12 protein-coding genes are annotated in these 14102 nt (G+C 34.6%); all 12 read left to right on the forward strand.

Going from position 1 to position 14102, the window contains the following annotated elements:
• Position 1 precedes the first annotated feature (1 nt).
• The 12 genes from ilvN to argH all read left to right on the forward strand — a co-directional run bounded on the left by ilvN (position 2) and on the right by argH (position 13968).
• On the forward strand, positions 2-532 hold the full coding sequence (gene ilvN / locus B2989_RS10920) for an acetolactate synthase small subunit (RefSeq protein WP_292948279.1): 531 nt from the start codon (positions 2-4) through the stop codon (positions 530-532).
• A gap of 11 nt (positions 533-543) precedes the next feature.
• Positions 544-2046: a ketol-acid reductoisomerase gene (ilvC, locus tag B2989_RS10925; RefSeq protein WP_292948281.1), complete on the forward strand. Its 1503-nt coding sequence runs from the start codon at positions 544-546 to the stop codon at positions 2044-2046.
• Between the two features lie 95 nt (positions 2047-2141).
• Positions 2142-3410 carry a threonine ammonia-lyase IlvA gene (gene ilvA / locus B2989_RS10930; RefSeq protein WP_292948283.1) on the forward strand — a complete coding sequence of 423 codons (1269 nt, stop codon included), beginning with the start codon at positions 2142-2144 and terminating at the stop codon, positions 3408-3410.
• A gap of 401 nt (positions 3411-3811) precedes the next feature.
• Entirely contained in the window at positions 3812-4456 is a 645-nt protein-coding gene (locus B2989_RS10935; protein ID WP_292948285.1) for a GNAT family N-acetyltransferase, read from the forward strand.
• A 28-nt stretch (positions 4457-4484) separates the two neighbouring features.
• Entirely contained in the window at positions 4485-5681 is a 1197-nt protein-coding gene (locus tag B2989_RS10940) for an argininosuccinate synthase (protein ID WP_292948466.1), read from the forward strand.
• 122 nt (positions 5682-5803) lie between these two features.
• On the forward strand, positions 5804-6787 hold the full coding sequence (argC, locus tag B2989_RS10945; protein ID WP_292948287.1) for an N-acetyl-gamma-glutamyl-phosphate reductase: 984 nt from the start codon (positions 5804-5806) through the stop codon (positions 6785-6787).
• Positions 6788-7105: 318 nt separating this feature from the next.
• A complete protein-coding gene (proC, locus tag B2989_RS10950; protein WP_292948289.1) occupies positions 7106-7906 on the forward strand; it encodes a pyrroline-5-carboxylate reductase in 801 nt (266 codons plus the stop codon).
• Entirely contained in the window at positions 7903-9033 is a 1131-nt protein-coding gene (locus tag B2989_RS10955) for an aspartate aminotransferase family protein (protein WP_292948291.1), read from the forward strand. Before proC ends, B2989_RS10955 begins: the two co-directional genes overlap by 4 nt.
• A 238-nt stretch (positions 9034-9271) precedes the next feature.
• Positions 9272-10207 carry an N-acetylornithine carbamoyltransferase gene (locus tag B2989_RS10960; protein ID WP_292948293.1) on the forward strand — a complete coding sequence of 312 codons (936 nt, stop codon included), beginning with the start codon at positions 9272-9274 and terminating at the stop codon, positions 10205-10207.
• Between the two features lie 573 nt (positions 10208-10780).
• The gene (gene argB / locus B2989_RS10965) at positions 10781-11557 is read left to right on the forward strand and encodes an acetylglutamate kinase (protein ID WP_292948295.1); all 777 of its coding nucleotides are present in this window, start codon (positions 10781-10783) and stop codon (positions 11555-11557) included.
• Positions 11554-12615, forward strand: a complete 1062-nt coding sequence (locus B2989_RS10970) for a M20 family metallo-hydrolase (protein WP_292948297.1) — start codon at positions 11554-11556, stop codon at positions 12613-12615. The genes argB and B2989_RS10970 overlap by 4 nt, the downstream gene beginning before the upstream one ends.
• A 78-nt stretch (positions 12616-12693) precedes the next feature.
• The gene (argH, locus tag B2989_RS10975; RefSeq protein ID WP_292948299.1) at positions 12694-13968 is read left to right on the forward strand and encodes an argininosuccinate lyase; all 1275 of its coding nucleotides are present in this window, start codon (positions 12694-12696) and stop codon (positions 13966-13968) included.
• Positions 13969-14102: the final 134 nt, after the last annotated feature.

A 14102-nucleotide genomic window follows, 5' to 3' on the forward strand; every position in this document is an offset into this window, starting at 1 on the left:
TATGAGCGCAGAAAAACAATTATATACAGTATCTATTTATACTGAAAACAATATAGGATTGTTGAATAGAATTTCAGCAATATTCCAAAGAAGGCATATCAATATCGAGAGTTTAAATACGTCTCCTTCAGAAATTGATGGCGTGTCTAGATTTACTATCGTAGTTAATATGTCCGAAGATAATATCAAAAAAATAATTGGTCAGATTGAAAAACAAGTGGAGGTTATTAAAGCCTATTACCACACAGAAGATGAGATTATTTATCAAGAGTCTTGCATTTTTAAAATGAGATCTGGTTTGTTATTTGACGAGCGTCAAATTCAGAATATTATTAAAGAAAGTAACGCAAGAATTGTAACGGTAAATCGTGATTTTTTTGTGATTGAAAAATCAGGACGTAAAGAAGAAATCGAATTATTACATAGAGAATTAAGTGCTTTTGGGATCATGCAATTTACACGTTCGGGACGTATTGCAGTATCTAAAGAAGAAATGAAAATATCAACAATGCTACAAGCATTCCAACATTAAAAAATAATACAATGTCAAATTACTTTAACACATTATCATTAAGAAATCAATTAGATCAATTAGGTAAATGTAGATTCATGGATGCTTCAGAGTTTGAAGATGGTGTAAATGCATTAAAAGGGAAAAAAATTGTAATTGTTGGTTGTGGCGCACAAGGTTTAAACCAAGGTTTAAACATGAGAGATTCTGGTTTAGATATTTCATACACATTAAGACAGGTTGCGATTGATGAGCAGCGAGAGTCTTTTAAAAACGCTAATTCTAACGGATTTACTGTTGGGACTTATGACGAGTTAATTCCTACTGCAGATTTGGTTTTGAATTTAACGCCAGATAAACAACATACAAACGTGGTAAAAGCAGTGATGCCTTTAATGAAAAAAGGTGCAACATTAAGTTATTCTCATGGATTTAATATTGTTGAAGAAGGCACTAAAGTAAGAGAAGATATTACCGTAATTATGGTTGCGCCAAAGTGCCCAGGAACAGAAGTTAGAGAAGAGTATAAACGTGGTTTTGGTGTGCCAACACTTATTGCTGTACATCCAGAAAACGATCCAGAAAATAAAGGTTGGGCTCAGGCAAAAGCTTATGCAGCTGCAACTGGTGGTCATCGTGCAGGAGTGTTAGAATCGTCTTTTGTTGCTGAGGTGAAAAGTGATTTAATGGGAGAGCAAACTATTTTATGTGGGTTGTTACAAACAGGTGCGATTTTGTCATTCGATAAAATGGTGGCAGAAGGTATTGAGCCTGGTTATGCTGGAAAATTGATTCAGTTTGGTTGGGAAACGATTACTGAAGCCTTAAAACATGGTGGAATTACAAATATGATGGATCGTTTATCCAATCCAGCAAAAATTAAAGCCTATCAATTGTCTGAAGAATTAAAAGAAATCATGCGACCTTTATTCGAAAAGCATATGGACGACATTATCTCAGGTCACTTCTCAAAAACTATGATGGAGGATTGGGCAAATGATGACGTAAATCTTTTAAAATGGAGAGCTGCAACTGGTGAAACTGCTTTTGAGAAAACAGCATTAACAACGGATCATATTTCTGAACAAGAGTATTTTGATCACGGGACATTATTAGTAGCATTTGTAAAGTCTGGTGTAGAACTGGCTTACGAGACTATGGTAAGTGCAGGAATTATTGAAGATTCTGCGTATTACGAGTCACTTCACGAGTTACCATTAATAGCGAATACAATTGCTAGAAAAAAACTATTTGAAATGAACAGAGTCATTTCTGATACGGCAGAATATGGTTGTTATTTATTTGACCACGCTTGCAAACCGTTATTAACCGATTTTATGAAAACGGTTGAAACTGATATAATTGGTAAATCATTTTCTGCTACAACAGGCGTTGATAATATCGAATTAATTGCAGTAAACGATGCGATTAGAAATCATCCAATCGAAGCAGTCGGAAAACGATTAAGAGCAGCAATGACAGCAATGAAGATTATAAAATCAGATGTTAAGACGGAAGCATCAGTTTTAGCGTAAAAGCTAATTAGCTTGTCACACTGAGCGCAGTCGAAGTGTTTCATTTACAAAATAAAATACTGTCATCCTGAACTTGATTCAGGATCTCATCAAAAATGGAAGAAACTAAAACAACATACAGGCCCACTTTAGAAGCTGTTGAGGCTGCTGCCGAAAAATTAAGAGGCGTTGCAACCGTAACGCCTTTAATTTCAAACATGCGATATTCCAAGCAATTTGAAGCAAATATCATGTTTAAACGCGAAGACTTGCAGCAAGTACGTTCCTATAAAATTAGAGGTGCTTATAATAAAATGTCGTCTTTAACTGAAGCTGAAGCAGAAAAAGGAATTGTATGTGCAAGTGCAGGAAACCATGCGCAAGGTGTGGCATTGTCCTGTAAATTATTAAAAATAAAAGGAACTATTTTTATGCCTTCTCCAACACCAAATCAAAAGGTGGAACAGGTAAAAATGTTTGGCGAAGAGTATATTGAAGTCGTTTTAATTGGCGACACGTTTGATGATGCGTATCATGCAGCAATGGAGGATTGCGAACGTTTAAATAAAGCGTTTATTCATCCATTTAACGATAAAAAAGTGATTGAAGGTCAAGCAACGGTTGGTCTAGAAATTATAGATCAAACGGAATCTCATCCAATAGATTACGTTTTTGTGCCTATTGGAGGTGGTGGTTTGTCTTCAGGGGTATCATCCGTTTTTAAGTTATTATCACCACAAACAAAAATTATAGGTGTCGAGCCAAAAGGTGCACCTTCCATGTTAACGTCTATAAGAAATAATAAAAACACGGAACTAGAAGAAATTGATAGCTTTGTAGATGGTGCTGCGGTTAAGCGTGTTGGTGATTTAAATTTCGCCATTTGTAAAGAGACGCTACATCGTGTGGTTACCGTAGATGAAGGTAAGATTTGTCAAACCATTTTAGATTTATACAATAAAGAAGCGATTGTAGCAGAGCCTGCGGGAGTTTTAAGCTTATCTGCTTTAGAGCATTTTAAAGAAGAAATTAAAGGTAAAAATATAGTTTGTGTTATTAGCGGAAGTAATAACGATATCACGCGTACTGCCGAAATTAAAGAGCGTGCATTATTGCATGCCGATTTAAAACACTATTTTATTGTTAAGTTTCCGCAACGCTCAGGAGCATTAAGAGATTTTGTTGTTGATATTTTAGGTGATACAGATGATATTACTCATTTTGAATACACAAAAAAAGCAAACCGTGAAAACGATGTTGCTGTAGTTGGAATTGAGTTAAAATCTCCAAACGATTTAGAGCCATTAATTACTAAAATGAAACGTCATAATTTTTATGGAGATTATCTAAATGATAAACCAGATTTATTTCAGTTTTTAGTGTGATTTTGACAATTATGACCTTAAATACACTCAAATTCGTAAAAATTCATCAAAAATGAAACAAAATCAACTTTTGTATCAAAATAAATTATACGTTTGCATCATGTTTACAACACTAAATAAAAACGAAAGACCCGCAAGTTTGCTATTACGCAGACGACGTCGCTAATACGCATACTTCAAGCTTTTAGTTAATAGTTTTTATTTTTTTTCAAACAGTGAACAATTCAATACAAATAGTTTCTTTTTTAAATACAGTTATTAGAAATAATAACAGGACAATCCTACGTCCAATTTTTCGTCGTCGCCCTTAGGGTGTACTTCTATTTATAGAACTAAGGTGAGTCCGGTTCTGCTTTCAAAAACAAAAATTATTACATTTTTTAATTTAAAATTCAATTACAATGGAAATTGTTATTGCTGATAAATCGCATAGTATTTACGCAGATATTATTTGTAACACTATTGCTGATGCTGCTCAAGTTAGAGGTACTGGGATTGCAAAACGTAAGCCAGAATACATCATTACCAAAATGGAAAATGGCAATGCTGTTATCGCATTAGATGACGATAAATTTGCTGGATTTTGTTATATCGAACAATGGGGTCATGGCAAATTTGTAGCTAATTCTGGTTTAATTGTACATCCAGATTTTAGAAACATTGGCTTAGCTAAACAGATCAAACAGAAAATATTTGTGCATTCTAGAACCAAGTTTCCGGATGCTAAAGTATTTAGTATTACTACAGGTTTAGCGGTTATGAAAATGAATAGCGACTTAGGTTATAAACCGGTTACGTTTTCCGAGTTAACAGACGATCAATCTTTTTGGAATGGTTGTCAAACCTGCAAAAACTTTGATGTTTTAACCAGAACAGAACAAAAAATGTGCTTGTGTACAGGGATGTTGTATGATCCTTCAAAAGAAGATTCAAAAACAACTAAAACAACACACAGTCATAATTATGATAAAAAAGTATGGACTAGATTGAAAAATATTAAGCAATCCATGTTCCTTAAAAAAGAAAAGAATGAAAAAAGCGAATAAATCCGATAATGCTTTCCCTTTTGGAAAGATGTCAGAAAGTGACAGAAAGAGAAAATTAGTCATAGCATATAGTGGTGGATTAGATACGTCCTATTGCGCAGTAAGTTTAAGTAAAGCGGGTTACGATGTGCACGCGGTAAGCGTAAATACGGGTGGTTTTTCTGATGAAGAAATTAAAACTATCGAAGCTAATGCTTATAAAATGGGTGTATCAACCTATAAAAATATTGACGCAATTGCATCGTATTATGATAAAGTGATTAAGCATTTAATCTTCGGAAATGTTTTGAGGAACAATACCTATCCTTTATCTGTAAGTGCAGAACGTATTATTCAAGCTATCGAAATTATCGAATATGCAAAAAGTATTGATGCGGAATATATCGCACACGGAAGCACAGGAGCAGGAAACGATCAAGTGCGTTTTGATATGATTTTTCAAACGTTGGCACCACATATTAAAATCATCACGCCAATTAGAGACGGAAGTTTAAGCAGACAACAAGAAATTGATTACTTAAAAGAAAACGGTATCGATGCGTCTTGGGAAAAGGCAAAATATTCTGTTAATAAAGGACTTTGGGGAACAAGTGTTGGTGGAGAAGAAACATTAACATCAGAAAAACCACTACCGGAAAGTGCCTATCCTTCGCAATTAAAACATGCGGAAGAAGAGAAAGTTACATTAACCTTTTTAAAAGGAGAATTGGTTGCTGTAAACGGAATTGAAAACGCATCTGACGTAAATATTAAAGTCTTAAACAATCTAGCATCAGCGTACGCAATTGGTAGAGATATACATGTGGGAGATACAATAGTTGGTATAAAAGGGCGTGTTGGTTTTGAAGCTGCAGCAGCTTTGGTGATTATAAAAGCACATCATTTATTAGAAAAGCACACGTTGACCAAATGGCAATTACAACACAAGGATTATATGTCAAATTTCTACGGAATGCATTTGCATGAAGGGCAATATTTAGATCCTGTAATGCGAGACATGGAAGCCTTTTTGCAAAGCAGCCAAGACAAAGTATCGGGAGATGTTTTTGTGACCTTAAAACCATATTATTTTACCGTAGACGGAATTAGCTCTAAACATGATTTAATGAATGCAAAGTTTGGAAGTTATGGCGAAGAAAATAAAGGTTGGACTGCTGAGGAGGCTAAAGGCTTTATTAAAATAGTTGGTAACCAAAATAAGATTTATCAACAAGTAAATTTTTGATTTTAGTCATGCTGAATGTGTTTCAGTATCTCAAAAATGATAATTAAAGCAAATTGTTGTTTTGTGTCACACTGAGCGCAGTCGAAGTGTTAAGCGAAGAATGGTAAAGTAAAAGAATCGAAATGAAAAAAATAGAAATAGGAATCATTGGAGGTGCAGGTTATACAGCTGGAGAACTTATTAGATTGTTGTTAAATCATCCAAAAGTAAATATCAATTTTATTTACAGTACGTCAAATGCTGGCAACAAAATATCTAAAGTACATCAAGATTTAATTGGCAGTACGGATTTGGAATTTTCAAGTCAAGTTAACTCAGAAGTAGAGGTGTTGTTTTTGTGTTTAGGTCACGGAAATTCTAAAGTATTTTTAGAGAACAATTCATTTTCTGCTGAAACTAAAATTATTGATTTAAGTAATGATTTCAGATTAACTAAAGACGCCATTTTTGAAGGTAAAACGTTTGTTTATGGTTTACCAGAATTAAATAAAGAAGCGATTAAAAAAGCGAATTATATTGCAAATCCAGGGTGTTTTGCATCTGCTATTCAGTTGGCTTTATTGCCTTTAGCTAAAGCTGAAGTTTTGCAAAACAATGTACATATTAATGCGGTTACAGGAGCAACGGGAGCAGGAACATCATTATCGACAACCACACATTTTACGTGGCGAGATAATAATTTTTCGCATTATAAGGCTTTTACGCATCAACATTTAGGAGAGATTAATCAATCTGTGAAACTGTTGCAGTCAGACTTTAATTCGGAGATTAACTTTATGCCAAATCGTGGTGATTTTTCTAGAGGAATTTTTGCAACCATGTACACTAAGTTTAAAGGAAGCTTGGAAGACGCAAAAGCATTGTATAACGCGTTTTATAAAGATGCTGCTTTTACTGTGGTTTCGGATGAGGAGATTCATTTAAAACAAGTAGTAAATACCAATAAGTGTATGCTTCATTTGCATAAACATGAAGACAAATTATTGGTCACTAGCATTATTGATAATTTATTAAAAGGCGCTTCGGGACAAGCTGTTCAAAACATGAATTTAATGTTTGGTTTTGATGAAACAGAAGGTTTAAAATTGAAAGCAACTTATTTTTAAAAGTACTGCAGCTGCGTTCGCGGTTGAAGTGGCATCCTTTTTTGACGTCAGTTCGAGTGAATTTGTGAAGCATGAGCAAATTTGTATCGAGAACAAGGCAAAAAAGATATAACGGAAAACGCGACCCTTGTGGTAACGCCCAAACAATAAAAGGATGTCACCTTGAGCGCAGTCGAAAGGTCTTAGTAAAAAGAACGTTTAATTAAAAAGATAATAGTCATAGCGAGCTTTACGAGTGAACGAAGTAAACCTTAAGCAATCTGTTTAAAAAGATTACTTCAGTCGTTCTTATTTCGTAATGACAAAAAAATCGAACAAATGAAAATAGCAATTATAGGAACAGGAAACTTAGGAAAGTCTATCGCAAAAGGGTTGATTACCAACAATGCGATTACTAGTTTGTATTTAACCAAACGGAATTTGGATGAGATTCAAGAATTTGATGGTTATAAAAATGTGCATTTAACAACGGATAATACCGAAGCTGTAAAACAATCTGATATTATAATTTTTGCAGTGCAACCAGCACATTTTGAGCAAATATTAAATGATATTAAGCCAGGATTAACAGAGAAGCACGTCTTGATTTCGACCATTACAGGTTTTCTAATTCCTAAGATTGAAGCGCAAGTTGGTGCAGATAAATTTATTATTCGTGCGATGCCAAATACCGCAATTGCAGTTGGTAAATCCATGACGTGTTTGTGTAGTAATGAGCAAGGCGCAAAACGCATTAAAATTGCTGAAGCTATTTTTAATCGTTTAGGACATTCGTTAAGTATTCCGGAAAGTCAAATGCAAGCTGCTACTGTAGTTTGCGCAAGTGGTGTGGCGTTTTGGATGCGTTTAATTAGAGCAACTACGCAGGCTGCTATTCAGTTAGGTTTTGATGCAAAAGAAGCACAAGAATTAGCGATGTATACCAGTGAAGGTGCAGCAAGTTTATTGATTACTAATGGCAATCACCCAGAAGAGGAAATAGACAGAGTAACGACTCCAAAAGGGTGTACCATTGAAGGTTTGAATGAGATGGAACACAAAGGATTGAGTTCGTCATTAATACAAGGTATGGTTGCCTCGTTTAACAAAATTAATACCATAAAAGAAGAGCAGATATGAGTTTATTTAACGTCTATCCATTATTTGATATCACACCTGTAAAGGCTGTAGATGTCTTTGTTTTTGATGAAAATAACACCAAATATTTAGATTTATATGGTGGACATGCTGTGATTTCTATTGGGCATTCTCATCCAAAATATGTGACTGCCATTTCTGATCAAGTTGCCAAATTAGGGTTTTATAGTAATTCGATTCAGAATCCATTACAAGTGCAATTAGCGAATAAATTAGAGCAATTATCAGGTTGTAAAGATTACGAGTTGTTTTTGTGTAATTCTGGAGCAGAAGCTAACGAGAATGCTTTAAAGTTGGCATCCTTCCATAATGGAAAGAAAAAAGTGATTGCTTTTAAAAATGGCTTCCATGGTCGTACTTCTGCAGCAGTTGCAGCAACAGATAATGCAAAAATCATTGCGCCAATTAATGCACAACAAGAAGTTGAAATTTTAGAATTAGGTGATTTAGAATCTTTAGAAAAAGCATTGGTTAAAAACGATGTTTGTGCAGTAATTATAGAATGTATTCAAGGCATTGGAGGTTTAGATGAAAGTACTGCAACTTTCTACGAAGGTTTGGATGTGCTATGTAAAAAATACAATACGTGTTTTATTGCAGATGAGGTGCAATCTGGTTTTGGAAGAACTGGCGATTTCTTTGCATTTCAGAAATATAGTGTGATGCCTGATATTATTTCTATAGCGAAGGGTATGGGAAATGGTTTTCCGATTGGTGGGATTTTAATTCATCCAAATATTAAAGCCTCTTTTGGTTTGTTAGGAACCACTTTTGGTGGAAACCACTTGGCTTGTATTGCATCTTCTACTGTTTTGGAAGTAATTGAAGAAGAAAATTTAATGCAAAATGCTAAAGATATCTCAGCTTATTTTATTGAGAAAGCAAAAGAAATTTCAGCAATAAAAAATATCAAAGGACGTGGATTAATGCTTGGTTTGGAATTTGATTTTCCGATTGCTGACCTTCGTAAAAAGCTAATTTTCGATCATAAGATATTTACAGGAAGCGCGAAGAACCCTAATTTATTACGAATTCTTCCGCCATTAACTATCAAAAAAGAACATGTCGATTTGCTTTTTGAGGCTTTAAAAAGTGAGTTACAAGGCTAGCTTGAGCAACGTCATTCTGAACTGGTTTCAGAATCACATAATAATGAGAAGCTGAAATAAATTCAGCTTGACGAGAGTTGTGAATATTTGAGAGTAGTTACTTTAAAATATGAGTTTTATTGAATACTAAAAGGTTGTAAAAAGACAATTAAAAACGTAACGTCATTCTGAACTAGTTTCAGAATCACATAACAGTGAGAAATTAAAACACATTCAGCGAGACGAGAATAATAAATACATGAAAAAATACACAAAAATAAAAGACATATCAAATCTTCAAGAAACTATAAAAGACACGATTTCACTAAAAAAGAATCCTTTTAAATTCGAAGATTTAGGAAAACATAAAACATTAGTCATGCTGTTTTTTAATTCCAGTTTACGAACGCGATTAAGCACAGAAAAAGCTGCGAAAAACTTAGGAATGGACGTGATGATTTTAAACGTAAACGACGCTTGGAACCTAGAATTTGAAGATGGCACAATCATGAATGCAAACACATCAGAACACATTAAAGAAGCAGCGCAGGTAATTTCGCAATATGGAGATGTGATTGCTGTGAGAGCATTCCCAAGTTTAACAGATAAGACAAAGGATGAAAGTGAGTTTGTGATGAACAGTTTTGTAAAATACGCAACAGTGCCAATTATAAATATGGAAAGTGCAACAGCGCACCCTTTACAAGCGTTGGCTGATGCAATTACGATTACCGAATTATCTAAAAAAACGAAACCTAAAGTAGTATTGTCTTGGGCGCCACATCCAAAAGCATTGCCACAAGCGGTTGCGAATTCGTTTGTAGAAATGATGCAAAATATGGATGTAGATTTAACCATTACACATCCTGAAGATTATGAATTAAGCGAAGCAATCACGAAAAACACACCAATAAATCACAATCAGGAAGAGACTTTAAAAGATGCCGATTTTGTATATGTTAAAAACTGGAGTAATTATAAAGACTACGGAAAAGTACTGAGTCAAGACAAGAATTGGATGATGACAAAAGCGAAGTTGGGTCATGCAAAATTTATGCATTGTTTGCCTGTAAGACGTAACGTGGTTGTGGAAGATGCGGTTTTGGATAGTGAGCAGTCTGTTGTAATTAAACAAGCTAATAATAGAACTTTTGCTGCGCAAATTATATTGAAACAGATTTTGGAGAAATTGTAAACGTCATTACGAATGAGGAACGATTGAAGCAATCTTTTAATTGAAACATATGACTTGGTCTTACTTCGTCATGCTGAATTCATTTCAGTATCACACAAGAAGCTAATAATGAGAAGCTGAAACAAGTTCAGCTTGACGACTGAAGGTTTTAAAGTAGGTAATAAGCTAGTGTTAACCCGTCACGTCATGCTGAATTCATTTCAGCATCACACAAGAAGCTAATAATGAGACCCTGAAACGAGTTCAGCTTGACGACTGAGGTTTTAAAATAAGAAAAGAGGTTACGTCAATACGATTGCGTCATCCTGAATTCATTTCAGTATCACAAAAGGAGCAAATAATGAGAAACTGAAACAAGTTCAGCTTGACGACTGAAGATTTAAAGTAGGTAATAAGCTAATGTTAACCCGTCACGTCATCCTGAATTCATTTCAGCATCACACAAAAAGCTAATAATGAGAAGCTGAAACAAGTTCAGCTTGACGACTGAGGTTTTAAAGTAGGTAATAAGCTAATGTTAACCGTCACGTCATACTGAATTAATTTCAGTATCACATCAAAAGAAGAATAAGCATGAAAACACTAAAAATCATAAAAATTGGAGGAAACATCATCGATGATGATAACGCTTTACAGCAGTTCCTAAAAGCATTCGCGACTATAGATACTCCTAAAATATTAGTGCATGGTGGAGGGAAATTAGCAACCAAATTAGCACAACAAATGCAAGTTGAGGTTAAAATGATTGACGGAAGACGCGTAACCGATCAAGTAACTTTAGATATTATTACAATGGTGTATGCAGGAAAAATTAATAAAACTATAGTCGCACAATTACAAGCCAATAATTGTAATGCTATTGGTTTTTCAGGAGCGGATGGCAACACGATAGTTTCGGATTTAAGACCATCAAAACCTATTGATTATGGTTTTGCTGGAGATGTTAAAAAGGTAAATACAGAAACGTTAGAAATTCTTTTAAACAATGCGATTACACCTGTGTTTTGTGCAATTACACATGATAAAAACGGACAATTATTAAATACAAATGCAGATACGATTGCTTCGGAATTAGCAATAGGTTTCGCAACAAAATATAAAACTGAATTATATTATTGCTTCGAAAAAAATGGTGTTTTAGAAGACGTAAATAATGACGATTCTATTATCCAAAACATCAACACTAAAACCTACCAACCGTTAATTGAAAATGGTATTATTTATGAAGGCATGTTGCCAAAATTAAATAACTGTTTTTATGCTGTAAATAATCAAGTTCAAAAAGTTTGTATTGGTAAATCAGAAATGCTTTTCGATAAAAATAATAAACATACAACCATTTCAAAATGATAGAAAAACTAACAACAAGAGCAATTGCTTTATTAAAACAATTGATAGAAACGCAGTCGTTTTCTTCAGAAGAAGGTCTAACAGCAGCGCATATCGAGCATTGGTTTGTGCAACAGGATATTCCTTTTAAAAGAACCAATCATAATGTTTGGGCAACCAATAAGTATTTTGACGATAGTAAATCAACGCTATTGTTAAACTCGCATCATGATACGGTAAAACCAAATAATGGTTATACCAAAGATCCGTTTAAAGCTATTGTTGAAAACGGAAAATTATATGGTTTAGGAAGCAATGATGCTGGAGGGTGTTTGGTGAGTTTGTTGGCAACGTTTGCCTATTTCTATGATAAAAAAGACCTAAATTATAATCTAGTTATTGTCGCTTCCGCAGAAGAAGAAAGCAGCGGAGAAAATGGGTTAAATAGTATGTTGTCGGTCATTCCAAAAGTGGATGTTGCTATTGTTGGAGAGCCGACTTTAATGAATTTGGCTGTTGCCGAAAAAGGCTTAGTTGTGTTTGATGCAATCGTAAAAGGAACGCCAAGTCACGCTGCGCATCCAAATCACGATAATGCGATTTATAAATCAATTCCGGTATTAGAATGGTTTAAAAATTACACGTTTGATAAGGCGTCGGAAGCTTTGGGAGCGGTAAAGTTAACAGTAACACAAATCAACGCAGGAAAGCAACATAATGCTGTTCCTGCAGATGTGAAATTGGTGGTTGATGTGCGTGTAAATGATAAATATTCTAACCAAGACATTGTTGATATTTTACAAAAGGAAGCGCCTTGTGATAGTATTATTCCTAGAGGTATAAAATTAAATTCGTCATCCATTCCAATCGATCATCCATTGGTAATTGCAGGAATAGAAATTGGTAGAAGCACTTATGGTTCGCCAACATTATCGGATCAGGCAGTATTGAGTTGTCCGTCTTTAAAGTTAGGACCAGGAGATAGCACGCGTTCACATTCTGCAGATGAGTTTATTTACTTGAATGAGATTGAAGAAGGGATTAAAATATATATTGAATTATTAGAAAAAGTACTGTAATGTCAGGTCGAGCGCAGTCGAGACCTATTAGTATTAAAGACCTCTCGACTGCGCTCGAGGAGACAAAAAAAATAAATTATGAAACTCTGGGACAAAGGAATAAGTATCGATAAAAAAATAGAGCAATTTACTGTTGGAAACGATAGAGAAATTGACCTACACATTGCAAAGTACGATGTGCAAGCATCTTTAGCGCACGCAATAATGTTGGAGTCTATTGGCATTGTTTCTTCGGAAGAATTAGGACAGCTTAAAAATGGTTTGCACGCTATTGCGGAAACTATAGAAAACGGAGCCTTTGTTATCGAAGCGTCCTTTGAAGATGTACATTCTAAAATTGAATATGAGCTGACTAAAACCTTAGGTGATGTCGGAAAGAAAATCCACACAGCACGATCTAGAAACGATCAAGTTTTAGTTGCGCTTCAGCTGTATTACAAAGAGAATTTAAAGGAAATCAATCAGAAAACAAAAACGTTTTTTGATACGCTTTTAGGTTTGGCTGAAATGCATAAAGACGCTTTGCTTCCTGGTTATACCCATTTACAAGTAGCTATGCCATCTTCTTTTGGATTGTGGTTTTCTGCTTATGCTGAGGTTTTAATTGATGATGTATACTTGTTAAATGCAGCCTTGAAGACCGTAGATCAAAATCCATTAGGTTCTGCAGCAGGTTATGGAAGTTCGTTTCCTATTGATAGAGAATTAACGACTAAAGAATTAAACTTTGCTACTTTAAAATACAACGTTGTTGCTGCGCAAATGAGCAGAGGAAAAAGTGAACGTACCATTGCTTTAGCTTTAGGTAGTGTGTGTAATACGTTAGCGCGTTTTGCAATGGATATTTGCGTGTATAATAGTCAGAATTTTGGCTTTATTGCTTTTCCTGATGAGTTAACGACTGGAAGCAGTATTATGCCGCACAAAAAGAATCCTGATGTGTTTGAGCTTATTAGAGGGAAAGCCAATAAGATTCAAGCATTGCATACCGAAATGGTTTTGATTACCAATAATTTACCAAGTGGTTATCATAGAGATTTTCAGTTGTTAAAGGAAAATATTATTGCAGCAATTGAAGATGTAAAAGACTTATTAGATATTATTAATTACGCTATTCAGCAAGTCATTGTTAAAGAAATAGACTTAAACGATGCAAAGTATCAATACCTATTTACAGTAGATAATATTAATACTTTAGTAGTAGAAGGCATGCCTTTTAGAGAAGCCTATAAAAAAATTGGAGGCGAAGTTGAAAGCGGAACTTATGTGCCAGATACATCTAAACAACACACGCATGTTGGTAGTGTTGGTAATTTGTGTTTAGATGGGATTCGTGGGAAGTATCCTGAGTAACGTTTTAGGTTTATAACTGTCAATTTGAGCGTAGTCGAAAATCTTATGATTTAGGCTTTATTAGCATTTCGACTGCGCTCAATGTGACATTAGTTTTTGTACTGATTCTTGAAATTGAAAAAACCCTACTTCTG

Origin of the sequence: Olleya sp. UBA1516, from assembly GCF_002323495.1 — a bacterium.
Lineage (GTDB): Bacteria > Bacteroidota > Bacteroidia > Flavobacteriales > Flavobacteriaceae > Olleya.

Coding starts and splice junctions, on each gene's coding strand:
- ilvN (WP_292948279.1), top strand. CDS start 2: ATGAGCGCAGAAAAACAATTATATACAGTATCTATTTATACTGAAAAC.
- ilvC (WP_292948281.1), top strand. CDS start 544: ATGTCAAATTACTTTAACACATTATCATTAAGAAATCAATTAGATCAA.
- ilvA (WP_292948283.1), top strand. CDS start 2,142: ATGGAAGAAACTAAAACAACATACAGGCCCACTTTAGAAGCTGTTGAG.
- B2989_RS10935 (WP_292948285.1), top strand. CDS start 3,812: ATGGAAATTGTTATTGCTGATAAATCGCATAGTATTTACGCAGATATT.
- B2989_RS10940 (WP_292948466.1), top strand. CDS start 4,485: ATGTCAGAAAGTGACAGAAAGAGAAAATTAGTCATAGCATATAGTGGT.
- argC (WP_292948287.1), top strand. CDS start 5,804: ATGAAAAAAATAGAAATAGGAATCATTGGAGGTGCAGGTTATACAGCT.
- proC (WP_292948289.1), top strand. CDS start 7,106: ATGAAAATAGCAATTATAGGAACAGGAAACTTAGGAAAGTCTATCGCA.
- B2989_RS10955 (WP_292948291.1), top strand. CDS start 7,903: ATGAGTTTATTTAACGTCTATCCATTATTTGATATCACACCTGTAAAG.
- B2989_RS10960 (WP_292948293.1), top strand. CDS start 9,272: ATGAAAAAATACACAAAAATAAAAGACATATCAAATCTTCAAGAAACT.
- argB (WP_292948295.1), top strand. CDS start 10,781: ATGAAAACACTAAAAATCATAAAAATTGGAGGAAACATCATCGATGAT.
- B2989_RS10970 (WP_292948297.1), top strand. CDS start 11,554: ATGATAGAAAAACTAACAACAAGAGCAATTGCTTTATTAAAACAATTG.
- argH (WP_292948299.1), top strand. CDS start 12,694: ATGAAACTCTGGGACAAAGGAATAAGTATCGATAAAAAAATAGAGCAA.